This window comes from Sphingomonas sp. GW821-FHT12D09 (assembly GCF_058807215.1).
In genome coordinates this window covers 675,814-699,840 of the sequence record NZ_JBXAQL010000001.1, presented here as the reverse complement: position 1 = coordinate 699,840, position 24,027 = coordinate 675,814, and the positions used below count along the sequence as shown (strand labels likewise).

Annotated in this window: 16 protein-coding genes; 12 read left to right on the top strand and 4 right to left on the bottom strand. The window is 66.8% G+C overall.

Annotation, left to right across the window (positions count from 1 at the left end; translation table 11 throughout):
• Positions 1–31 precede the first annotated feature (31 nt).
• The 5 genes from AC1RPL_RS03320 (at position 32) to AC1RPL_RS03300 (ending at position 8,696) form a co-directional block, all read left to right on the top strand.
• Positions 32–3,202: a TonB-dependent receptor domain-containing protein gene (locus AC1RPL_RS03320; protein WP_493067831.1), complete on the top strand. Its 3,171-nt coding sequence runs from the start codon at positions 32–34 to the stop codon at positions 3,200–3,202.
• 114 nt (positions 3,203–3,316) lie between these two features.
• Positions 3,317–4,855, top strand: a complete 1,539-nt coding sequence (locus AC1RPL_RS03315; protein WP_493067830.1) for a tryptophan halogenase family protein — start codon at positions 3,317–3,319, stop codon at positions 4,853–4,855.
• Positions 4,852–6,393 carry a tryptophan halogenase family protein gene (locus tag AC1RPL_RS03310; RefSeq protein ID WP_493067829.1) on the top strand — a complete coding sequence of 514 codons (1,542 nt, stop codon included), beginning with the start codon at positions 4,852–4,854 and terminating at the stop codon, positions 6,391–6,393. The genes AC1RPL_RS03315 and AC1RPL_RS03310 overlap by 4 nt, the downstream gene beginning before the upstream one ends.
• Positions 6,380–7,459 carry a LacI family DNA-binding transcriptional regulator gene (locus tag AC1RPL_RS03305; RefSeq protein ID WP_493067828.1) on the top strand — a complete coding sequence of 360 codons (1,080 nt, stop codon included), beginning with the start codon at positions 6,380–6,382 and terminating at the stop codon, positions 7,457–7,459. The genes AC1RPL_RS03310 and AC1RPL_RS03305 overlap by 14 nt, the downstream gene beginning before the upstream one ends.
• 34 nt (positions 7,460–7,493) lie before the next feature.
• Positions 7,494–8,696: an MFS transporter gene (locus tag AC1RPL_RS03300; protein ID WP_493067827.1), complete on the top strand. Its 1,203-nt coding sequence runs from the start codon at positions 7,494–7,496 to the stop codon at positions 8,694–8,696.
• A gap of 97 nt (positions 8,697–8,793) precedes the next feature.
• On the opposite strand, the gene AC1RPL_RS03295 is transcribed toward AC1RPL_RS03300, so the two are convergent.
• Together AC1RPL_RS03295 and AC1RPL_RS03290 are read right to left on the bottom strand one after the other, a co-directional pair.
• Entirely contained in the window at positions 8,794–9,093 is a 300-nt protein-coding gene (locus tag AC1RPL_RS03295) for a hypothetical protein (RefSeq protein ID WP_493067826.1), read from the bottom strand.
• 16 nt (positions 9,094–9,109) lie between these two features.
• Positions 9,110–10,612 (bottom strand): L,D-transpeptidase family protein, encoded by a 1,503-nt coding sequence (locus AC1RPL_RS03290; protein WP_493067825.1) that lies wholly within the window; start codon positions 10,610–10,612, stop codon positions 9,110–9,112.
• 199 nt (positions 10,613–10,811) lie between these two features.
• Between AC1RPL_RS03290 and AC1RPL_RS03285 the strand changes: the two genes are divergently transcribed.
• The 7 genes from AC1RPL_RS03285 to AC1RPL_RS03255 all read left to right on the top strand — a co-directional run bounded on the left by AC1RPL_RS03285 (position 10,812) and on the right by AC1RPL_RS03255 (position 19,255).
• Positions 10,812–12,143: an MFS transporter gene (locus AC1RPL_RS03285; protein WP_493067824.1), complete on the top strand. Its 1,332-nt coding sequence runs from the start codon at positions 10,812–10,814 to the stop codon at positions 12,141–12,143.
• A 211-nt stretch (positions 12,144–12,354) separates the two neighbouring features.
• Positions 12,355–13,077, top strand: a complete 723-nt coding sequence (locus tag AC1RPL_RS03280) for a GDSL-type esterase/lipase family protein (RefSeq protein ID WP_493067823.1) — start codon at positions 12,355–12,357, stop codon at positions 13,075–13,077.
• Positions 13,074–15,026: a glycoside hydrolase family 97 protein gene (locus tag AC1RPL_RS03275; RefSeq protein ID WP_493067822.1), complete on the top strand. Its 1,953-nt coding sequence runs from the start codon at positions 13,074–13,076 to the stop codon at positions 15,024–15,026. The genes AC1RPL_RS03280 and AC1RPL_RS03275 overlap by 4 nt, the downstream gene beginning before the upstream one ends.
• Positions 15,027–15,076: 50 nt before the next feature.
• Positions 15,077–15,520 (top strand): cupin domain-containing protein, encoded by a 444-nt coding sequence (locus AC1RPL_RS03270; RefSeq protein ID WP_493067821.1) that lies wholly within the window; start codon positions 15,077–15,079, stop codon positions 15,518–15,520.
• Positions 15,521–15,531: 11 nt separating this feature from the next.
• Positions 15,532–16,677, top strand: a complete 1,146-nt coding sequence (locus tag AC1RPL_RS03265) for a Gfo/Idh/MocA family protein (protein ID WP_493067820.1) — start codon at positions 15,532–15,534, stop codon at positions 16,675–16,677.
• Positions 16,678–16,695: 18 nt separating this feature from the next.
• On the top strand, positions 16,696–18,039 hold the full coding sequence (locus AC1RPL_RS03260; protein WP_493067819.1) for a Gfo/Idh/MocA family protein: 1,344 nt from the start codon (positions 16,696–16,698) through the stop codon (positions 18,037–18,039).
• A gap of 193 nt (positions 18,040–18,232) precedes the next feature.
• Complete coding sequence (locus tag AC1RPL_RS03255; RefSeq protein WP_493067818.1) at positions 18,233–19,255, top strand: oxidoreductase; 1,023 nt, start codon at positions 18,233–18,235, stop codon at positions 19,253–19,255.
• A gap of 107 nt (positions 19,256–19,362) precedes the next feature.
• On the opposite strand, the gene AC1RPL_RS03250 is transcribed toward AC1RPL_RS03255, so the two are convergent.
• Positions 19,363–21,582: a beta-glucosidase family protein gene (locus tag AC1RPL_RS03250; RefSeq protein WP_493067817.1), complete on the bottom strand. Its 2,220-nt coding sequence runs from the start codon at positions 21,580–21,582 to the stop codon at positions 19,363–19,365.
• Between the two features lie 86 nt (positions 21,583–21,668).
• Positions 21,669–24,026 (bottom strand): putative bifunctional diguanylate cyclase/phosphodiesterase, encoded by a 2,358-nt coding sequence (locus AC1RPL_RS03245; protein ID WP_493067816.1) that lies wholly within the window; start codon positions 24,024–24,026, stop codon positions 21,669–21,671.
• Between the last annotated feature and the right edge of the window lies 1 nt (position 24,027).

Sequence of the window (24,027 nt, the reverse complement as noted above, 5' to 3'; positions counted from 1 at the left end):
GGGTGTGAAAACAGAGTGGGAGGACAAGGGAATGAAGGGATTTTCCAGTGTGATGGCCGGCTTGCTGGCGTCGACCGCGTTGGTCGCGCCGGCCTGGGCCCAGGATACGGCGGTGCCGCAGGACGCGCAGGACCAGGGCGAAGAGATCGTCGTCACCGGCATCCGCGCCTCGCAGGCGAGCGCGATCAACATCAAGCGCACCGAGACCGCGATCGTCGACGCGATCTCCTCGGAAGACATCGGCAAGCTGCCGGACGTCACCGTGGTCGACGCGCTGCAGCGCATCTCGGGCGTGCAGATCAAGCGTGACGCCGGCGAAGGCTCGAGTGTCAACATCCGCGGCCTGCCGCAGGTGATCACGCTGCTCAACGGCGAGCAGTATCTGAGCCCGGGCAATCTCGGCACCGCGCAGCCGAACCTGAACGACATTCCCGCCCAGCTGATGAACGCCGTGGTGGTCTACAAGTCGCAGGACCTGCGCAACGCGCTGTCGGGCATCTCGGGCACCGTCGACCTGCGCACCCGCCGTCCGTTCGACCTGAAGGAAGGCCTGACGCTGGCCGACCAGGCCGAATATTCGCGCGGCGACTATACCAAGAAGAACGACTATCTGATCAGCGGCCTGTTCAGCTGGCGCAACGATACGATCGGCGTGATGGTCGGGGCGACGCAGAGCCAGTCGCATCTCGGCAACAACTATGCGGGCATCGGCGGCAGCGCGTTCGGCAACAACGACTGGGGTGGCGCGGGCGCCAACTGGATCGCGCCGCACGGCTATGAGCTGTTCAGCCGCGAAGTCGAGCGCAACCGCTTCGGCATCAACGGCGCCGTGCAGCTCAAGTTCGCCGAAGGCTGGACGCTGACGGGCGAAGTGTTCCACACCGAGCTGGTCGAGCACAACCGCGCCTCGGGCGTGAACATCTCGAACCGCTGGAACGGCCTGACCTGGACCACCCCGACCCAGTCCGCGCCCTCGGGCCAGACCGGCGGCAACGGTCAGCCCTGGCTCGACGTCGATCAGTATGACCTCAATGTCTGGTGGTTCAATTCCTTCTCGGTGAACCGCACAGCGCACGAGGAATCGACCAACTATAACCTCGAGCTCGAATATGACACCGGCGGTCCGTTCAAGTTCAGCGCGCGTGCGCTGCGCTCGGACGCGCACCTGCGCAGCATGAACGGCCAGGTACAGGGCGACCTCAGCAACTGGCGCGCGGGCAACCGGGCCTTCACGCTGTTCCGCAACCCGAACGACCTGACCCGCGGGCCGTTCTATCCAGCGAACATCGCGGCCCAGTATCCGGCGTCGCGCTACACCAATGGCGTGGTCGGCTCGAATGGCGGCCGCTACGTCGATCCGAACCCGCTGGGCTATGGCCAGGACCCGCTGCTCCATCTCGACCTGCGTGGCGGCAACCCAACCTTCAGCGGCTTCGACACGCCGATCTCCGGCGGCCTAGGCGCCGGCAAGTCGCTCAAGGACTATATGGCCAATCTCAACAGCTATGCTGTTGCGGCCTTCTCGTCCGAGGGCAATCAGGACAATAGCTCCGATCTCGGCGTGTTCCGCGCCGATGGCAGCTACGAGTTCCAGGACGGCGGCTTGTTCGGCCTGCTCGGCCGCGTCGATGTCGGCGTGCGCCGCTCGGATCGCTCGACCCAGATCAAGAACTTCCACCTGTTCTCGAACTTCTATGGCGGCAACGGCGCAGCCACGGCCGCAGGCTGTTCGGCGCAGTGGAAGGCGATCGACGTGGTGATGGACAACCCGCAATGCTCCGCGGGCGAGTTCGTCTCCAACCCGGGCTATAATGCGGCACTGCCCGCGGCGGCTTCGCCTTCGCCTTGCGGCGCCTCGGCGGCAAACACGCCGACCTGCTTCCAGGGCTATACCGTCAACCGCCCGACCGCGCTCAATGCCTATAACAATGTCAGCTTCCAGACGAACTGGGGCGGCGTGGTCAACGGCATGCCGGGCCTGTGGGTGGTCGATCCCAAGGACTTCGACGACATCAAGTCGTTCATGACGCGCGTGTTCGGCGGTGCCGACGAAGTCATCGTCCCGGGCAACACCTATGACGTCGATCTCATCGAAGAGAGCGCCTACATCAACACCAACTGGAAGAGCGGCGGGTTCAAGGCCGATGTCGGCGTGAAGGTCATCAAGACCAGCATCGACGTGAAGCAGAACCTGACCGGCGATACCCGGGCATATGGTGATACCAACCTCGATGTAGGCGATAACGTTACCCGCCGCAGCTACACCGATTGGCTGCCGACGGTGACGTTGTCCTATGACGTCAGCGACAAGATCCGCCTGCGCGCGGCCTTCGCCAAGACCATGATCCCGCTGGATCTCGGCAATTATGGCGGCGGTCTCACGATCAGCACGGCGGACTCGCAGGGCCCGACGCCGACCAACCCGACCGCGGCGCCGCTCGGCGTCCGTCAGGTCACCGGCGCCAGCTCGAGCGGCAACCCGTATCTGAACCCGTGGCGCTCGAACAACTACGACATCAGCCTGGAATATTATCTGGGCCGTGCCTCGATGCTCAATGTCGGCCTGTTCAAGCTCGACATCGAGAGCTTCGTGACCACTGCGACCACGATGACCGGCCGCTATCCGGATGCCGACGGCGTGATCCGCCGCACGGTGCCTGTGACGCAGCCGGCACAGGGTGCGGGCGGCAATCTGCAGGGCGTTGAAGTCGGCGCCAAGCTGGCCTTCACCGACCTGTTCCCGAACGCGCCGTTCCTGCGCAACTTCGGCATCGATGCCAACTACACCTTCTCCGACTCCTCGCAGTCGGCGCGGGGGCTCGATGGCGGGAAGCTGCCGTTCCAGGATAATTCCAAGCACCAGATCAACCTGGTCGCCTGGTATCAGGACGACATCTTCCAGGCCCGCGTCGCGTGGAACCACCGTACGGACCGCCTCGCGAACATGGGTCTCGGCTATGACGTCGATCCGGGGCCCGCGGTCGATCAGCGCAACATCCCGGTGATGCAGCAGGCCAGCGACTATGTGGACGTGAACCTCACGGCCAATGTCACCGAACAGTTCGCCCTCTACGGCAACGTCTCGAACCTGCTAGGCGAGCGCGAGCGCTATTACTTCCAGTTCGACAAGGACTCGCAGCAGTTCCATTCGCAGAACCGCTTCGAGCCGCGTTACTCGGTGGGTGTGCGCTACCGGTTCTAAGAGCCAACCCTCCTGGGCCGGCGGTCTCCCAGAGGCTGCCGGCCCATTTTTCTTCAAGGAACGGGACCACGTGGTTTCGCTTGCGAACCCGCCCGAGACGATCAGAATGACGCAATGACTAATGGGGGTATGGCCAGCGGCGCGATCGAGCGCGTCGTCATCGTCGGCGGAGGCACCGCAGGCTGGATGGCGGCGGCGGCGCTGGGCGCCTATCTCGCGGGGACGGGCACCCGGATCACCCTGATCGAAAGCTCCGAGATCGGGACGATCGGCGTCGGCGAGGCGACGATCCCGACCATCCGCCGCTTCTACGCTTCGCTCGGCATGACCGATGCCGAAGTCATGCGTGCCTGCGAAGCGACCGCCAAGCTCGGCATCCGCTTCGTCGACTGGAAGCCGGGAGCGAGCTTCGTTCATCCGTTCGGCCGCTTCGGGCAGGACCTGCGCGGCGTCGATTTCCATCATTATTGGCTCAAGGCCCGCAACGCCGGCCAGGCTGCGCCACTGGAGGAATATTCGCTCGGCGCCATGCTCGCGCGCGAAGGCCATGCCAGCGTGCCCGTGCCCAATCCACCGAGTCAGCTCTCGGTGTTCGACTGGGCGCTCCATTTCGATGCGTCGCTGTTCGCGGCGCATATGCGTGCCTTTGCCGAGCGCACGGGCGTCCTGCGCATCGATGCGCGGATCACCGATGTCGGGCTGAACGGCGAGACCGGCTTCATCGAAGCGGTGACGCTTGACGGTGGCGAGCGCGTCGAGGGCGACCTTTTCATCGACTGCTCGGGCTTTCGCGGCCTGCTGATCGGCGAGGCACTGGGTGTCGGCACTCAGGACTGGTCGCACTGGCTGCTCTGCGACGGCGCCTTCGCAGTGCAAAGCGAGCGGGTAGGGGAGCCACCGAGCTGCACCACCGTCACCGCGCGCACCGCAGGCTGGCAATGGCGGATTCCGCTGCGTAGCCGCGAGGGCAATGGCATCGTCTTTTCCAGCAACTTCCAGAGTGACGAGGATGCGCGCGCTGAACTGCTCGCCAATGTGCCCGGCAAGCCGACCATGGAGCCGCGGCGCCTGCGCTTCACGCCAGGCCGCCGCGACGTCGCCTGGGCGAAGAACTGCGTCGCGCTTGGCCTTGCCTCGGGCTTTCTCGAGCCGCTTGAGTCGACGAGCATCGCGTTGATCGAGACGGGCGTCGAGCGGTTGAAGCAGCTCTTCCCCGACAAGGGCTTCGATCCGGCGGTGATTGCGGAATACAACGCGCAATCCGCCGAGGAGATGGAGCGCGTCCGCGACTTCATCATCCTCCATTATCGTCTGAGCACGCGCGAAGGCCCGTTCTGGCAGGCCTGCCGCGACATGAGACTGCCCGACAGCCTGAATGCCAAGCTCGACCTTTGGCGCGCGCGCGGCGCGTTCCTGCGCTATCGCTGGGAGATGTTCTCGCCTGCATCCTGGCTCGCCATCTATGGCGGGTTCGAGCATCTGCCCGAACGGATCGATCCCGGCGTCGCGGCGGTCGATCCCGCCGAGCTGGCGCGTGCATTGGAGCAGATGCGGGCCGCGATCCGCGGCACCGTCGCCGACACGCCTACCCATTCCGAATTCCTCGCAACGGTCGATGGTGCCGCTGCCGAGCCCGTGAGGACATCCGCATGAACAACCCCGACGCGCTGCGTAAGGTCTGCATCGTCGGCGGCGGCACGGCCGGCTGGATCGCAGCCGCGGTGATGGCGCATCACATGAAGGGCAAGCTCTTCGAGATCGAACTGGTCGAGAGCGACGATATCGGCACGATCGGCGTGGGGGAGAGCACGATCCCGCCCTTCCTCGAGCTGATCGCCAAGCTCGACATCAACGAGCAGGATTTCGTCCGCGCGACGCAGGCCAGTTTCAAGCTCGGCATCGAGTTCAACGACTGGCACAGGAAGGGTGAGGGGTATTTTCATCCGTTCGGCGATGTCGGCCAGCGGATAGAGCTCAGCGACTTCTACCAATGCTGGCGCAAGGCGACGCTCTCCGGCCACGACTATCCGCTCCAGGATTTCGCGCCCGCGACCGTGATGGCGCGCGAGGGGCGGTTCATGCTGCCGTTCAAGGCGCGCAACACCCCGATCGCCAGCGCCGCCTATGCGCTCCACGTCGATGCCAAGCGCGTCGCCCAGTTCCTGCGCGGCCATGCCGAGGCCCGGGGGGTGAAGCGGACCGAGGGGATCGTCACCGATGTCGCGCTCGACGATCGCGGCTTCGTCTCGACGCTGACGCTCAAGGACGGGCGCACGGTCGAGGCGGACTTCTTCATCGATTGCTCGGGCTTCCGCGCGCTGCTGATCGAGAAGGCACTGGGCACCGGCTATACCGACTGGTCCAATTACCTCTTTTGCGACCGCGCCATCGCCGCGCAGACCGAGAATGTCGGCCCACCGCGACCCTATACGCTCGCCGAGGCGCAGGACGCCGGCTGGCGCTGGCGCATCCCGCTGCAGCACCGCACCGGCAACGGCCATGTCTTTTCGTCGGAGTTCATGAGCGATGAGGAAGCGACACGCATCCTGCTCGACAAGGTGGAAGGCGAAGTCGTCGCCGGGCCGATGGTCGTCCCGTTCAAGACCGGCGTGCGCCAGCAGATCTGGCACAAGAACGTGCTCGCGCTCGGGCTGGCCTCGGGTTTCATCGAGCCGCTGGAATCGACTGCGATCCACCTGATCTATCGTGGCATGGACTTCTTCTTCCGCTTCCTGCCCGACCGCCACTGCGATCCCGCGCTGGCCGACGAATATAACCGCCGGATGGTGGCGGACTATACGGAGATCCGCGACTTCATCGTGCTCCACTATTCGGCCAGCGCGCGTGACGACACGCCCTTCTGGCGCAAGGTGCGCGACATGGAATGGCCGGACAGCCTGAAGGAGCGCGTCGAGCTGTTCCGCACCAACGGGACGCTGCGGGAAGGGCTGGACGAGCTGTTCCGATCGGTCAGCTGGTTCTCGGTGCTCGACGGCATGGGTATCCGCCCGCGCACCTATCACCCGCTGGTCGACCGGATCGACGAAGCCGCGCTCTGGGCCGGGATGGAGAAGGGTCGCGACCAGCTTGCCGCCTTCGTCCAGCAGCTGCCGACCCACCAGCAGTTCATCGATGCGCATTGCCGCGCCGACAAGGTCGATCTCGCGCGACCTGCCCATGCAGCCGCGTAAGCGCGCGATCACGATCAAGGACGTGGCGGCGGAGGCGGGAGTCTCGCTGCAGACGGTGAGCCGCGTCATCAACAAGGGCCCCAATGTCACCGTCGGGGTGCAGGCCCGCGTCCAGGCCGCGATCGACAAGCTCGGCTATGTCCCCAGCCTCGCCGCGCGGCGGCTGGGCGGATCGCGCTCCTATCTGATCCTCGCCTTCAACGACGAGCGCCCGACGGTCGAGGGCTGGCAGTCGCGGCGCGGCAATGACTGGGTCGATCAGATGCTGTTCGGCGGCATGCTCAAATGCGCCGAGCATGGCTATCGCATGCTGTTCGAGCTGGTCGATTCGCATTCCGACCAGCTCGAGGCGCAGGTCCAAGCCGCACTTTCCGCGCTCCATCCGGACGGCGTGATCCTCACGCCGCCGCACAGCGAGGATGATCGGATCACCGATCTCCTCCACCGCGGCGGCATGGTCTTCGCGCGGCTCGGCTCGCACCGCGAGGGCGAGGGCTATGCCGTCTATATGGACGACGAGGCGGCGGCGCGCCGCGCGACCGAGCATCTGCTCGACCTCGGCCATACCCGCATCGCTTACGTCCAGGGCCATCCCGAGTACGCTATGAGCCCGGACCGGCTCCACGGCTTCACCAGCGCGATCGAGGCGCGCGGGCTGAAGGTCGCACCCGAATATCTCCAGCCTGGCGACTTCACCTATGAGGCCGGGGTGACCGCGCTCCAGGCGCTGGCCGGGCTCCCGGTGCCGCCCACGGCCATCCTCGCGAGCAGCGACGAAATGGCGCTGGGCGTGCTCCATGCCGCCGGCCAGCTCGGCCTGGCGGTGCCCGGCGACATCTCCGTGGTCAGCTTCGACGATACGCCGACGGTGCGGATGAGCGTGCCCGCACTCACCGCCATCCGCCAGCCGATCGCCGCGATGACCGCCAAGGCCGCAGAGCTGCTTATCACGAGCAAGGCGCGCGGCGAGGGGAGCAATGGCCGCCACCTGCTGCCGTTCGATTTCGTGGTGCGTGATTCGACCGCCCCGCCGCGGCGTGGACTTGGTCCTGGCCGCAGACGTTGACTCGGTTCCCGCTGGGAACGATGGTCCGCCGCCCATGCGTTTCGCTTCCCCCGGCCGCGGCTTCATCCTGCTCTATGCGCTGGCTTATTCGGGCATGTTCGTCAGCTTCATGCCGTTCGTCATGGTGCTGCTGCCGCTCAAGGCGGCGCTGGCAGGCGGCGGCCATGCGGTGCAGCTGCTCAGCGCCGGCGCACTGGGCGGCGCGGCAGTGGCTAGCGTCGCCAATATCGTCTTCGGCGCGCTGAGCGACCGTACCCGGCGCACCCGCGGCACCAGGCGGCCCTGGATCACCGTCGGGCTGGGCGTGCTCAGTGCCTCCTACGGCCTGCTGCTCGTCTCCGCCGATCCGGTGAGCCTGCTCGTGGCGGTCACTTGCATCCAGATCGGCATCAACATGATGTTCGCGCCGATCGCCGCGGTGATGGCGGATGAGATCCCCGACGAGCAGAAGGGCGTGGTCGCCGGCCTCACCGGCATCGCGCATCCGATTGGAGCGATGTCGGCGGTGCTGGTCACGCTGCCGGGGCTGGGCAGCGACGCGGTGCGCTATGCGCTGCTATGCCTGTTGTTCACGGCGATGACCGCGCCCTTCCTGCTGCTCGCCCGCGAAGGCGCTGCGCTGCCCCCGCCGCCGCCCGCGCCGCAGCGCGAGTTGCGCCGCTTCGATTTTACCCTCGCCTGGGCCTCGCGCATCCTGTTCCAAGTCGCCGGCAACGGCCTCGCCACCTATGGCTTTTTCTATTTCCTGGCGGTGCTCGACCGCGAGGACATCAGCAAGACCAGCGTGGAGGCCAGCCCGATCGTCGCGACGATGACCGGATCGACGATCGTCGCGGTGATGCTGACCCTGCTGGCCGGCAAGTTCTCGGACCGGATACTGCGCCGCAAGCCGTTCCTTGCCGCCGGCGCGGTGGGCATGGCGGCGGGGCTCACCACCATGGCCTTTGCCGACAGCTGGGGCGTGGCGGCGATCGGCCATGCGCTGGCGATGTCGGGATTGAGCGTGTTCCTCGCCATCCATTCGGCGATGGCGATGCAGCTGCTGCCCACCCCCGAGCATCGCGGCCGCGACCTGGGCATCCTCAACTTGACCAACACGCTGCCGGCAATGGTCGCGCCGCTGCTGGCGCTCGCGCTGGCGCCGGAGAAGACGGGCTATATGATCTGGCTGCTGATCCTGGCGGGCGGCACGCTGGCCGGCGGCGCGGTGGCGCTCTGCATCCGGACCCAGGATTGAATTATTCCGTCATCCTCGCGAAGGCGGGGATCCAGAGCCGAGCAGGACGTCGCTCCGTTGCCCTGGATCCCCGCCTTCGCGGGAATGGCGGTGAGGGTTAGTTCGCCGGCTGGCCTTCGCTGGCGTTGCGGTCGACCTTGGCGGTCATGCCCGTCGCGTCGGCATCGTCCTGAGTCTGCGCGTCGGGAGCAAGATCGGCGACCGGCGGCGGCGTGGTGGCAGCGTTGCTCGTCACCGGCGGGGCCGGCTCGCTGATCGTCACATTGGTGTAGTTGTCCGGCTCGCCGATGTTCGCGACGATCGTCTCGTTCGCGGTCGTGTCCTCGGACTTTTTACCGGAGCAGGCGGCGAGCGCCAGGCCGGCGGCGCCCAGCAGCGCGAAAGTGCGGATCTTCATTGCTATTCCCCTTTTCTCAACGTGCGGAAACGGCAGCCGCAGTAATCGCGGAGCGTTTCTCGATCTTTGCCGCGAGATCCTTGTCCCAGCCATAGGGATCGCCGCGGAAGTTCATCGTGCCGTTCGCATTGGCGAAGGCGGTCCAGTAGAGCAGATAGACCGAGACCTGGTCCTGCTCCTGCAGGCTCACGCGCAGCGTGTCGCCCTTAGCGAGCGCGGCGTTGATCTGATCGGGCTGCCAGTTCGGATCGTTGCGCAGCAGCAGCTGGGCGAGCGGGCCCGGTTTCTCCAGCCGCACGCAGCCGTGCGAGGCCAGCCGGCTGAAGCTCGAGAAGGTCGATTGCGACGGCGTGTCGTGCAGATACACGGCATAGTTGTTCGGGAAGTCGAACTTGTAGCGGCCGAGCGCGCTCTTCGGGCCGGGCTGCTGCTGCAGGCGCCGGTTCGCGCCGGTGCCGATGATCTTGTAGCCCTGCGCCTTCAGCGCTGCCTCACCCTTGGGCCACAGCTCCTTCTGGGCGATGCCGGTCGGCACGTTCCAGGGCGGATTGAGCACGATCGAGTGGATCTTCGACTGGAGCATCGGCGTCTCGTTGCCGGGGCGGCCGGTGACGGCCTTCATCGATGCGATCGGGGCATCGCCCTCGAACACGGTGAGCACCGCGGCGGCGATGTTCACCTGGATGCGCTTGGCCGGCAGCTCGCTCGGCAGCCAGCGCCAGCGCTCCATGTTCGCCATGATCTGGCCGACCCGGTCCTGCGCCGGCACGTTGAGCGCGGCGAGCGTCCCCGACGAAACCACACCGGTGGGGTTGAGCCCGTAGCGGCGCTGGGCGCGGACTACGGCATCCTTCAGCTCGGCATCGAAGGCGGCGCCGGTGGCGACGACCTGCGGGTCTTCCACCGCGAGGCGCGTGCGCAGCGCAGCCACGCGCGCACCGCTGGCGCCGACGGCAAGGTCCGGACCCGCCCCCTGCTGCTTCCATCCGCCATTCGCGACGATCTTGCGATAGGTGGCGAGGCCGGCCTGGAGCGTGTCATATCCCGCCCAGGGCGGCGGCAGCTGGCGCAGCCACGCGCCCAGCCGGTTCTGCTTCACCGCTTCGGCAAAGGCGGGCAGGGGATCATATGCGGTGGGGCGCAGGCCCCAATTGGGATCGAAGTCGGCCTCGGCGAGGCGGCCCGAATGCACTGCGCGGGCATAATCGAGCGCGGCGCGGACCAGCGTCTCGTTGTCCTTGAAGCTCGGGGTGGGATCGCCGACGCGGCGCAGGCCCTGGGCGAAGCCGGCTTCGGTGAGGACCGGCGCGAGCTCCGCCGCCTGCGAAGCGGTGAGCACCGGCAGCACCACCGGCGGGTTGGGAACGAACGGCGGCACGGGGACGGCCTGGAGCGCGGGCGCAGGGCTTGCCTGCGGCGCAGGCGCGACCTGTTGCGCAACGACGGGCGCCGCAATTCCGGCCAGCAGCGCGGTCCATGCAGCCCGGCGAGCCGTCCGTCCCGAAAACACCTTGATCACTCGCAAATCTCCTTCGCGGCCGCCCATGGGCCGGGCGACCTGAATCGCCGCTTGCTATTATGCCAAACCAGGCCCGGCTGGCGAGCGCCGAATTCAAACCTTTCGTCGCAGCGCCTTGACAGTGGCAACGTTGTCGGACCACCCTAGTTCAAACGCTCGCCATCCGAAGGAGCGGGCGAAGTCCGCAGGGAGAGATATCTTGGCATCCGCACGTTCGACGCAGACGACGCTGGCTTTCGCCGCCGTCACCACGCTTTTCTTCGCCTGGGGCTTCATCACCTCGCTGGTCGATCCGCTGGTCGCCGCGGTGAAGGGCATCTTCACGCTCACCGATTTCCAGGCCCAGGCGAGCGCGTTCGCGTTCTTCTTCGCCTATTTCGTCGTCTCGCTGCCCGCCGCCGCCCTGGTCAGCAAGCTCAAGGCGGTGCCTTCGATCATCGCGGCGCTGGTCACGATGATCGCGGGCTGCCTGATCATGCTCACCGCCGCAAACGCCGCCAATTACTGGCTCGTCCTGCTCGGCCTGTTCGTGCTGGCGAGCGGCATCACCATCCTGCAGGTGGCGGCGAACCCACTCGCCGCGGCGCTGGGCGATCCCAAGGGCAGCCATTTCCGGCTGGTGCTGAGCCAGACCTTCAACTCGGTCGGCACCTTCCTGGGCCCGCTGCTCGGCGCACACCTCTTCCTCAAGGGCGTCGAAGTGAAGTCGGGCACGGTGATCACGCCCGAGATTCGCGCCGACGCGCTGGCCGGCATCGACTCGGCCTATTTCTGGATATGCGGCCTGATCGCTGCGCTGGCGGTATTCTTTTATCTGAGCCGCCGCGTCGTCACCGAAGCGGCGCCGGCGCCGGCTTCGAGTGCGGGCCTGCTCTCCGCCTTCTCGTCCAAATGGGCGTTGCTCGGCGGCCTTGCCATCTTCCTCTATGTCGGCGCGGAAGTGTCGATCGGTACCCAGATGGCGCTGTTCCTCAACGCCAACACGATCTGGGGCCAGTCGGATGCGGCGTTCAACGTGCCGCTGCTCGGCTATCTGATGGGTAGCGACGGCGTGCCCGGCGTCTCGCTCCAGGAAGCCGGCAAGGCAGTCGCCTTCTATTGGGGCGGTGCGATGGTCGGCCGCCTGATCGGCTCGGGTCTGCTCACCCAGGTCAAGGCGCACAAGCTGCTCGCGCTGTTCACGGCGATTGCCGCGGCGATGTGCCTCTATGTCGTGGCGGTGGGCGGTGTCACCGCCGGCTTCGTCGCGCTGGCGATCGGCCTGTTCAACTCGATCATGTTCCCGGTGATCTTCACGCTGACGCTGGAGCGTTCGAGCGCGAGCGCGGAATCGACCTCGGGGCTGCTGTGCACGGCGATCGTCGGCGGCGCGGTGCTGCCGCTGCTGGTCGGCCTGATCTCCGGCGCCCATGGCTATGCCTTCGCGCTGATCCTGCCGGCGGCCTGCTATGTCGCGCTGTGCGTGTTCGCGATCGCGGCCGGTCGTGCGCCGGTGGTCCGTGCCGAGGGCGAGATGGCCTCGGCCCACTGAGAGAGAAAGCCGTTCACTTGCCGCCGGACCCCCGGTTTTACCCGTCCGGCGGCAAGGAAACGAACTGGTGCGCGGTACGCTTTCGAACGCGATCCGGTCATTCGCGCACAATGCCGGGTCGTTCCCCTAAACGGCCCTGTCTGCGATAACTTGCGGGCTTTTGTTCGGAAGGGCAGGTTGCCGGTAACCGTCCGATGCCGGAGACGCCGTGATGCCGATCGTTCGCCGTGGATTCCTTGCCGGGATGCTGTTCTTCCCCGTCGCTTCCAGCACCGCCCGGGCGCAGGAGAGCTGGGAGGACAAGCGCCAGCGCCAGCTCAAGGAAGACTGGCCCTGGCTCGGCCGCTACGCCAGCGACAACAAGCTGCTGACCGCCTCGGGACGCAAGGTCGACATCGTCTTCATGGGCGATTCAATCACCGAGGGCTGGCAGAGCAAGCGCCCTGCCTTCTTCACCTCCGGCCGGGTCTGCCGCGGGATCAGCGGGCAGACCACGCCGCAGATGGTGCTGCGCATGATGGCCGACGTCATCGCGCTCAAGCCGCGGCTGATCCATATCATGGCCGGTACCAATGATATCGCCGGCAACACCGGCAAGATCACCGTCAGCCAGAGCTGCGACAATCTGCGCATGATGACCGAACTCGCCCAGGCCAACGGCATCAAGGTGCTGCTTGCATCGGTGCCGCCGGCGGGGCGCTTCCCGTGGCGGCCCGGCGTCGAGACGGTCGAGCCGATCCGCGCGATCAACGCCTGGCTGGCCAGCTATGCCCGCCGCGCCCGCGCGACCTGGGTCGATTACACGCCGGTCCTGGCCGATGCGGCGGGCGCGATGAAGCCGGGCCTGGCCTATGACGGCGTCCACCCGACCGAAGCGGGCTATGCCGCGATGGAGAAGCTGCTCGCCCCGGTGCTGAAGGCGCACAAGGCGTGAGGCTGGTCCTTGCCGCGCTGGCGCTGCTCGCCGCGGTGCCCGCCTCCGCGCAGCAGGTGCTGACCGCGGCCTCGCCCGACGGCAGCAACCGCATCTCGCTCCAGCTGAGCGGCTCCGGCACGCCGGTCTATGCGATCTCGCGCGCCGGCAGTATCGTCATCGCCCCGTCCCCGATCCTGCTCGATCTCGATGCAGACACGCTCGGCTATGGCCTGGCGATCACCGGCTCCGAGACCGCCGCGGCCGACACGCGCTACCCGATCGTCGCCGGCAACGCCTCGGAAGGCCGCGATCACTACAACCAGCTCACCGTCCATTTCCAGGAAAAGGGCGGGGCGAAGCGCAAGCTCGATGTGGTGCTGCGCGCCTATGACGACGGCGTCGCCTTCCGCACCGTCGTGCCCGTCCAGCCGCAAACCGCGGCGGCGATCGTGCGCTATGACCGCACGGGCTTCTATTTCCCGCCCAGCTACAAATGCTGGGGCTTCAATGTCGGCAAGTTCGGCTCGAGCCATGAAGGCGAGTTCGACCCCGTCGATGTGCCGCACCTGCGCGAGCACAATCTGTTCGATGTCCCCTTCGCCTGCGAGACCGGCAAGGCTGCCTTCGTGATCGCCGAGGCGGATTTGCTCGACTTCGCCGGCATGTACCTCACCGGCCGCGGCGATGGCGGGCCTGGGCTGCAGGTCAAACTCTCGCCCTCGCTCGACGACTATCGCATCGCGGTGCACACGCGCATCGGCAGTCCGATCGTCACTCCTTGGCGCGTGGTGATGCTCGCCGACCAGCTCGGCAAATTGAACGAGTCCACTTTGGTCTCCAACCTCTCCACCCCGAGCCGGATCGAGGACACCAGCTGGATCAAGCCGGGCCTGACCAGCTGGGACTGGTGGAATGGGCCAGTGATCGCCGCGCTCCCTGGTCAGCGCAGCACCACTGCGGTCGCCAAGGCGCTGATCGACTTCGCCTCGGCCAGCGGGCTGCCCTACACGATGATCGACGAGGGCTGGTATGCCGGCGCCGGCGGCGGCGGGGTGCGGCGCCCGGGTGTCGACATCACCAAATGGTCCGAGACCATCAACCTCCAGGAAGTTTCGGACTATGCCAGATCCAAGAAGGTCCGCCTCTGGCTGTGGACGCACTGGCAGGCGCTCGACGAGCAGATGGAAGATGCGCTTACCGAGTATGAGAAGCTCGGCATTGCCGGTATCAAGGTCGATTTCATGGACCGCGACGACCAGTGGATGGTCAACTGGTACACCCGCCTGCTCGGTGCCGCTGCACGCCACCACCTCATGGTCGATTTCCACGGCGCCTATCCGCCGCGCGGGCTGATGCGCACCTGGCCCAATTTCATGACGCAGGAAGGCGTGATGGGCGCCGAGTACAACAAGTGGAGTCGGCGCGACACTTCGCGGCATAACGTCACGCTCGCCTTCACCCGCGGGCTGATCGGCCCGATGGACTATACGCCGGGCGGTTTCCGCAACGTGACGCCCGAGGCCTTCCGCATCCGCAATGACCTGCCCTTCGTCCAGACGAGCCGCGCGCATGGGCTGGCGATGTACGTCGTCTTCCTTTCGCCGCTCGCCGCGGTGGCGGACAGCCCGGACACCTATGCCGCCAGCCCCGCCGGCTTCGACTTCATCAAGGCGGTGCCGGGGAGTTGGGACGAGACCCGCTACCTCGCCGGCGAGACCGGGGAGTATATCGTCCTCGCCCGCCGCAAGGGCAGCCGCTGGTTCCTCGGCGCGATGAACAGCGAGACCGCGCGCAAGGTCACCGTGCCGCTCGAGTTCCTCGGCAAGAGGGGTGCGGCGATGCGGCTGTGGACCGACGGGGCCAAGCCCGATGCGCCGGTCTTCACCGAGAAGCGAGTCGCGGACGGGCAGACGCTGACGCTCGACCTCGCCGCCAATGGCGGCGCAGCGGCGGTGTTCGAGAAATAGGACTTCAAAACTCGTACAATTGATATAGGCTCTCCAAAAAGGAGAGGGACATGCGGATCACGCGCAGGGATTTCGGCATCGCCGCGGTCGCGATGCTCTGCGGCTGGGGCGCCAGCGCGCTCGCCCAGAACCAGGCCGTGCTCGGCCCGGCGGTGTGGGACTGGAACAAGCTCGCGGTCCAGAAGACCGACGTCGGCGCGCTCCGCACCCTCGTCCGCCAGCCTACCGCGACGCTCGTCGAGCTGGAGATGCACGTTACCACGCTCGACCCCGGCCTCGCCTCGCACCCGCCGCACCAGCATCCCAATGAGGAGCTGGTGATCATCGACCAGGGCATGGTCGAGACGCTGTCCGGCGGCAAATGGGAGCGTCTCGGCCCTGGCTCGGTGATCTTCAACGCTTCCAATTCGCCGCATGCGCTGCGCAATGTCGGTGACACGCCGGCGACCTATCACGTGATCAACTGGAAGACCGCCGCCACGCCGGCCAAGTGAGGGAGCGCGACATGGACCGCCGTTCGATCCTGGGCATTGCCGGCATCGCCGCGATGCTGCCGCCCGAAGTGCTTGCCCAGTCGCAAAGCTCGGGCAACGCTCCGTCGGAGAATGCCGCGCCGATCGGCCCCGAGCCGGGGGTGAGGCACAAGCTCGATTTCGGCGTGATCGGGCTAGACCACGCCCATATCTATTCGATGACCGACGCGATGCTCCGCGGCGGCGGCGTGCTCAAGGCCTTTTACGCGGCCGATCCCAAGCAGGTCGATACCTTCCGCAAGCGCTATGGCAATGCGGTCAAGCTCGCGCGCAGCGAGGATGAGATCCTCGGCGACAAGTCGATAGAGCTGATCGTCGGGGCCCCGATCCCGGACCTGCGCGCGCCGCTCGGCATCCGCGCGATGCGAGCGGGCAAGGACTATCTCGGTGACAAGCCGGCGATCACGTCGCTCGACCAGCTAGCGGAGGTCCGCCGAACGATCGCCGAGACGAAGCGCAAGTTCGCGATCATGTATTCCGAGCGGCTCGAAGTGCGCGCCGCGGTCCAGGCCGGCCTGCTCGTCCAGCAGGGCCAGATCGGCAAGGTGATCCAGACGGTCAACCTCGCCCCCCACCGCGTCGGTGCGGGCCGTCCGGACTGGTTCTGGGACAAGGCGCGCTATGGCGGCATCCTCACCGATATCGGCAGCCACCAGGCCGATCAGTTCCTGTTCTACACCGGCTCGAAGACCGCGCATGTCGTCGCGTCGCAGACCGGCAACCTGAAGTGGCCCGACAAGCCGGGGTTCGAGGATTTCGGCGACATGATGCTCACCGGCGACGGTGGCACCGGCTATGTCCGCGTCGACTGGTACACCCCCGATGGGCTGCCGACCTGGGGCGACGGCCGGCTCTTTATCCTGGGCGCCGAGGGCTATATCGAGCTGCGCAAATACGTCGATGTCGCCGGCCGGCCCGGCGGCAACCACCTGCTGATCTGCGACAAGCAGGGCGTGCGCTACATGGACTGCTCCAAGGTCCATCTGCCGTTCGGCCCGCAGTTCGTCGCCGATGTCGTCGAGCGCAGCAGCGTGGCCCAAGACCAGGACCAGGCGCTGCTCGCCGCCGAGCTGGTGCTCGCCGCACAGAAGAACGCCACGCGGCCGGTCACGGCCTGACACGAGGAGGAGAGGGGCATGCGGCTTTCCAGACGCCAGACCTTGGGGGCCATCGCTGCGCCGATGATCGTGCCCGCCAGCGTGTTCGGCCGGAACGCGCCCTCGAACCGCGTGACGATCGGCGCGATCGGGGTGGGGCGGATCAGCCGGGCTCACGACATGAAGGAGATCCACAAGCACCCCGACGCCCAGATCGTCGCGGTGTGCGATGTCGACACCAAGCGGCTCGGCGCCGGCATGCAGCTGGTCGACGACCGCTATGCCGCCAGCACCGGCAAGAGCTACGCCGGCACCCGCGGCTATACCGATTATCGCGAGTTGCTCGCCGCAAGCGACATCGACGCGGTGCTGGTTTCCACCCCCGATCACCAGCACGCCCCGCTCGCCGTGCGTGCGGTACAGGCGGGCAAGCATGTCTATCTCCAGAAGCCTGCCTCGCTGACCATCGCCGAGGGTCGGCGGATGGCCGACGAAGTGAAGAAGTCCGGCAAGATCCTCCAGATCGGCTCGCAGCAGCGCGGGCAGGACCCCTGGCCGCAATTCCACCGCGCCTGCGAGCTGGTCCGCAACGGGCGGATCGGCAAGCTCGAGCATGTCGAGATCGGCCTGCCCGGCGACCCTTCGGGGCCCGCGGCGCCGTCGATGCCGATCCCGTCCAACCTCGATTACGACGCCTGGCTCGGGACGACGCCGGAGATCCCCTACACCGAGATCGGCGTCCATCCGCAGGCCAGCTTCGAGGATCGCCCCGGCTGGCTGCGCATAGAGCAGTTCGGCGCCGGCATGATCACCGGCTGGGGCGCGCATCATGTCGATATCGCCCATTGGGGCATGGACATGGAGCATAGCGGCCCAGTCGAGATCTGGGGCAGCGCCGCGTTCCCCAAGTCCGGCCTGTGGAACGTCCATGGCCCGTTCGAGACGCATGCCCGTTATGCGAACGGCGTGACGATGACGATCTCGGGTGCGCTGCCCAACGGAGTGAAGTTCATCGGCGACAAGGGCTGGGTCTTTGTCCAGCGCACCAGCCAGGTCTCGTCCTCCGATCCTTCCAAGCCCGCGGACATCCCGCTCACCGCCAGCGATGCGAGGATACTCGACAGCGTGATCGGCCCGAACGAAGTGCATCTCTACAAGGCGCCGGAACAGCACCGGAACTGGCTCGATGCGATCCTCGAGGGCGTGCCGGTCAGCGCCCCCGCCGAGATCGGCCACCGCGCCTGCTCGACCTGCCTGCTCCACCATATCGCAATGAAGACCGGCCGGCGGCTCAGATGGGATCCGGTGGCCGAGCGCTTCCTCGGCGACGAGGCGGCCAATGCGATGCTCAGCCGGCCGCAGCGGGCGACATACGCGATCTGAACATCCTCCTTAATCCCGGCTTTCTGGTCGGGATCACGCTTCCTCTTCCTGTTTCAGCTGCAGGCCCATATTGACCTCCGTCACCCCGGCCTGGAGCCGGGGTCCCGCGGCATTCGCCTGCAGAAGAAATGGGATCCCGGCGCAAGGCCGGGATGACGTAAATGGCTTGGCAGAAGTATAAAGGAGTATCGCCATGATCCGCACCGGAGTGATCGGCTATGGGCTGGGCGGTCTCGCTTTCCACGCGCCTTTGATCGATGCGGTCCCTGAGCTGGAGCTGGCCGCCATCGCCACCTCGCGCGCCGGCCAGGTGCACGAACGGTATCCGGATGTTGCAGTCACCACCGCCGACGCACTGCTCGCCGATCCGAGCATCGCGCTGGTCGTGGTCACTACGCCGAACGACACCCATGTCCCGCTCGCGCGCCGCGCGCTGGAAGCGGGCAAGCATGTCGTGATCGACAAGCCCTTCGCCACCAACACCGCGGACGGTGAAGCGCTGATCGCGCTGGCGAAGGACAAGCGCCTGCTGATCAGCGCCTTCCACAATCGCCGCTGGGACGGCGATTTCGTCACCGTACGCAAGCTGCTCGACAGCGGCACGCTGGGCGAGGTGATGCTCGCCGAACTGCGCTGGGACCGCTTCCGCCTCGAAGTCGCGGACGTGTGGAAGGAAGACCCCGAGGCCGGTGCCGGCATCCTCGCCGATCTCGGGCCGCATCTGATCGACCAGGCGCTCCAGCTGTTCGGCGCGCCCGAGGCCTTGTTCGCCGACATCGCCGTCCAGCGGCCAGGCGGGCGGGCCGACGATTATTTCGAGCTGACCCTGTTCTACGGATCGCGCCGCGTGGTGCTCTCCGCCGGCCGCACCTTCGTCACGCCGCGCCCGCGCTTCTGGCTGCACGGCACCAGGGCGGATTTCGTCAAGCACGGCCTCGATCCGCAGGAGGTGCGGGTGAAGGAAGGCGCGCGCTACTCCGATCCCGGGGTCGGCGACGAGGAAGCGCAGTTCCACGGCAAGCTCACCCGCGCCGACGGCGGCAGCGAGATCGTGCCGACCGAGACGGGTGATTATCGCGGCTTCTACACCGGCATCGCGCGGGCAATCGCCGAGGGTGCGCCGGCGCCGGTGAGCGGCGAGGACGCGGTGCTGGGCTTGCGGATCATCGAGATGGCGCGGGAGAGCGCGCGCGAAGGGCGGCGCCTTGTTCTTTAGCCGTCATCCCCGCGAAGGCGGGGATCCAGGGTAACAACGCGATATCCTGCGTGACTCTGGATCCCCGCTTTCGCGGGATGACGGAATGGAGATCGAGCCAGGCCCGTTTAAGGCCGCCACCCCACCGAAATCGTCCGGGCCTCGAGCGTCACCGCCACCGTCGCCACCACATCGCGTGCCGAAGTCCCCAGCACCACCTGATAGGTCCCGCCCGCGATCTTCCAGCTGTTGCTCACCCCGTCGAACTTGGCGAGCAGTCGCGGATCGACGGTCAAGGTCAGCTTCTTCGCTTCGCCCGGCGCTAGCGCTACCTTGGCAAAGGCGCCCAGCCGCTTCGGCGCTTCCCAGCCAGTACCCGCCACATAGAGCTGCGGCACGGCCTTGCCCTTGCGCGCGCCGGTGTTGCGGATCGTGAAGCTCGCCTCGATCGTGCCGCCCTCGGCACGTGCCGCCAGCCCCGAATAGGCGAAGCTGGTGTAGCTCAGGCCATGGCCGAAGGGGAAAGCCGGGGTCAGTCCCTTGGCGTCATACCATTTGTAGCCGACCGTCGCGCCTTCGCCATAGGTCGTGTCGTCCTTGTTAGGCGCGCTCGGCTTGGGCAACTGGTCCACGCTTGCAGGGAAGCTCGCGGGCAAATGCCCGGAGGGGTTCGCCTTGCCGAACAGCAGGTTGGCTATCGCACTGCCGCCCTGGGTGCCCGGATACCAGGCGGCGAGGATGCCGGCGACCTGGTCGCGCCACGGCGTCAGCACCGGCCCGCCTGTTTCCAGCACCACCACCGTCTTCGGATTGGCCTTGGCGACCGCGGCGATCAGCTTGTCCTGGCCGTCCTCGAGCGTCAGCGACACGTCGAATGCTTCGCCTGCCCATTGCGTCGCGAAGACGATTGCGACGTCCGCACCCGCTGCCAGCTTGGCAGCATCGCCCGTGCTCTTGCCATCGGCGAACACGACTTCGGCATTCGGCGCCTGGCGCTTGATCGCGGCCAGCGGTGCGTCGGGATAATACATTACCGGCCCCGGCCAGCTCGTCGGCTTGATCCCGGGCACGGCATTGCCGGCAACCGGATAGACCAGCGACGAGCCGCTACCCGCGAGCACGCCCTTGTCCGCATGCCCGCCGATCACGACGATCTTCTTTATGGCCGGCGAGAGAGGCAGGATCGCGCCCTGGTTCTGGAGCAGCACCGCGCCGCCCTCGGCATCCTTGCGGGTCACTTCGGCGCTCGTCGCGAGCATCGCCGGGGTGAGGTCCATCGGCGCCTCGGTCACCGGCTTGTCGAAAAGGCCACTAGCGAACATCGCATGCAGGATCGCGCCCGCCATCGCATCGAGGCGGGCCTTGGAGACGTCACCCTTCGCGATCGCGGCCTTCAGCGGCGCGCCGAAATAGGGTTCCTTGTCGAACGGGAAGCCCGAATCCTGGTCGAGCCCGGCATTGGCCGCAGGCGCGGTCGAATGCGTCGCGCCCCAGTCCGACATCACGAAACCTTTATAGCCCCAGTCGTGGCGCAGCACGTCGGTGAGCAGCCAGGGGTTCTCGCAGGCATGGGTGCCGTTCACGCGGTTGTACGAGCACATCACCGATCCGGGATCGCCCTTCTCGATCGCGATCTGAAAAGCGAGCAGGTCGCTGGTCCGCGCGGCCGATTGGTCGATGATCGAGTTGCCGGTGTCGCGATCGGTTTCCTGATCATTGATCGCATAATGCTTCACCGTCGAGATGATGTGGTTCGACTGGATGCCCGCGATCTGCGCGCCCACCATGGTGCCGGCGAGCAGCGGATCCTCGCCGCCATATTCGAAGTTCCGCCCGTTGCGCGGCTCGCGCATCAGGTTGACGCCGCCGGCGAGCATCACGTTGAAGCCCGAAGCGCGCGCCTCCGCGCCGATCATCGCGCCGCCCGCGGTGGCCAGGCCCACGTCCCAGCTCGCCGTGGTGGCAAGGCCGGAGGGCAGGGCAGTCCGCCCGCGCTTCTTCGCCGCACCGCCCTGGGTGGCGACACCGACGCCCGCATCCGTCTGCCACTGCGCGGGAATGCCCAGCCGCGGGATGCCGGGGATGTAGCCCGCGGAACCGGGGCGTGCCTCGGCGGGGGCCTTGTAGCCGTTCTTGGGCGGGAAATCGGTGCCGAAATAGCCGAAGACCAGGGTCAGCTTCTCGTCGTCGGTCATCTGGGCGAGCACGGCCTTCACCCGCTCGTCGGGCGCTCGCCTGGCGTCGAGCCAGGTCCGGGGCTGGTCCTGCGCGGCGGCGGGTGCCGCGGCGGCAAGGGCAATGCCCAGGGCGATCAACGAACCCGCAAATTCGTGGCGGTGCAGCTTCATATTCCCTCTCCCGCTATTTTTGTCAGCGTTGTCGGGAAGGATATACAGGTCAAGCAGTGGTAACGCTATCACTCAGATAGTCGCAATTATCCCGCTGCGCGCTGGTGTTGCCAGCCGGGATTCTCATCGCGCAGCAATTGGGTCACTGCGCGCGGGTTGATCGGTCGGCTGAATAGATAGCCTTGCACCGATGAACAGCCATGATTGCGCAGTTCGGCGAGCTGGTCGCTCTCCTCCACGCCCTCGGCGGTCGTCTCCATGCCCAGCGCCTGCGCCAGGTCGGTGATCGCGCGGACGATCGCCGTCGCTCCGGGCCGGGTCAGCAGGTCCTGGATGAACGAGCGGTCGATCTTGATCTTGTCGAACGGGAAGCTCTGCAGATAGCTGAGCGACGAATAGCCCGTGCCGAAATCGTCGAGCGCGATCCGCACGCCGAGCGCCCGCAGCGAATGCAGCACCTTCAGCGTCGCGTCGGTGCCTTCGAGGAAGATCGATTCGGTGATCTCCAGCTCCAGCCGCCGCGGATCGAGCCCACTGGCGAGCAGTGCCTGGAGCACGACTTCCGAAAGCCCCGGCCGGCGGAACTGCACCGACGAGACATTGACCGCGACACGGACATGCTCGGGCCAGCGCACCGCGTGCGCGCAGGCCTCGCGCAGCGCCCAGGCGCCGATCTCGACGATAAGCCCGGTGTCCTCGGCAGTCGGAATGAACTCGACCGGCGAGACCATCCCGCGCTCGGGGTGGTGCCAGCGCAGCAGTGCCTCGAACGATCCGATGCGGTTGCTCGACAGGTCGAACAGCGGCTGGAAATACAGCTCGAACTGCCCCTCCTGGATCGCGACGCGCAGGTCGCTCTCCATCTTGCGCCGTGCCTGGGCGCGTTCGTTGAGCGATTCCTCGAAGAAGCTGAAGGTCCGCCGGCCCAGCTCTTTGGCACGATACAGCGCCATGTCCGCATTCTTGTGGAGCGTGCGCGCGTCCTCGCCGTCATGGGGGGCCAGGGCGATGCCGATGCTCGCGCCCGTCGTCACGCTATTGCCTTCGATCACCACCGGCATCTCGATCGTCGCCAGCGCCTTGCGGGCAATGCGCTCGACTTCCTCGGCATCCTCGGGTTCGGCGACGATCACGAACTCGTCGCCGCCCAGCCGCGCGATGAAGCATTTGCTCATCGCGGCGGCGAGATTCTCCGAGACGCGGCGCAGCAGTTCGTCGCCGATCGGATGGCCGAGCGTGTCGTTGATCGACTTGAAGTCGTCCAGGTCGACGCAAAGCAGCGCAATCGTGCCGCCATTGCGCTCGCGGCTCTTGAGCTCGAGCTCGAGATGCTCCTGGAACAATGCCCGGTTGGGCAACCCGGTCAGCACGTCGTTGAAGGCGAGATGGGTGATGCGCCGCTCGCGCTCGGCGATGCCGGCGGCCATGCGATTGAACGTCTCGGCGAGTTGGCCGAGTTCGTCATTGTCTTCCACCGGAACCACCGCCTCGGCGCCTGCCGCGAGCCGCTCGGCCGCCGCGCTCAGCAGCGTCACCGGCCGGGTGATCGACTGGGCCATGCGCCAGGTGGCGAGGATCGTGATCAACAGCCCGAACAGGCCGGTCAGCGCAATGGCGAGCTGGAGCTGGCGATAGGACGCGAGCGCCTTGTCGAGCGGATAGCGGATCACCAGCACGCTCTGGGGCGCACCGGCCAGCACCGGCAGCGGCTTGGCGAGCGCCACCGAAGTACCCTGCGGCGTCGTCACGTTGGACGGCTTGTCGCCATCGTCCACCGCCTGGGCGATGAACGACGCGATGGCGGCATCCGCGGGCGTCCGCCGGCTGGCGTTGAACCAGCCGTCGGCGCGGTGCTGGAACACCGCCGCCTCGATAGGGATCGACGAGAGGCGCTGCAGCCCCTGCATCTCGGCCGCATCCAGGTTGGTCGCGAATACCACCCAGCCGAGCAGATCGGGCGCCAGGATCGGCGTCGCGATGACGTGGCGCGCGGCGCCGTCCAGCTCCACCACGCCGGTCATCTCGCCGGCATCGAACGCCTGCCACAGCTTGCCGGCATCCGCGACTGCCCTCGGATTGGACAGGCCGACCACGTGGCCATCTGCGCGGATCAGGAACGCGATCGGCACGCCCATGCGCTGGCGCAGGTTGTCGAGTGCCGATCCGATCGTCTCGCCGTCATTGGTCGCCACCGCCGAACGGAAGCCGAAGTCGCGTGCCACCAGCCCCGCGGCACCGCCCAGCTGCGCGGTGCGCTGGGCCCAGAGCCGGTCGAACACCGTGCCGCTCGCCACCAGTTCGCTTTCCACCTGCCGCGTCGCATTGCGCTCGACGATCGCGAACAGCACGATCGAGGCGCACGCCATCGCGAGCCCGAACAGCCCGGCATAGAGCACGGTCAGCTTGGTCCGCAGATGGCGGAAGCGAGGCAGGCGGAGCTTCATC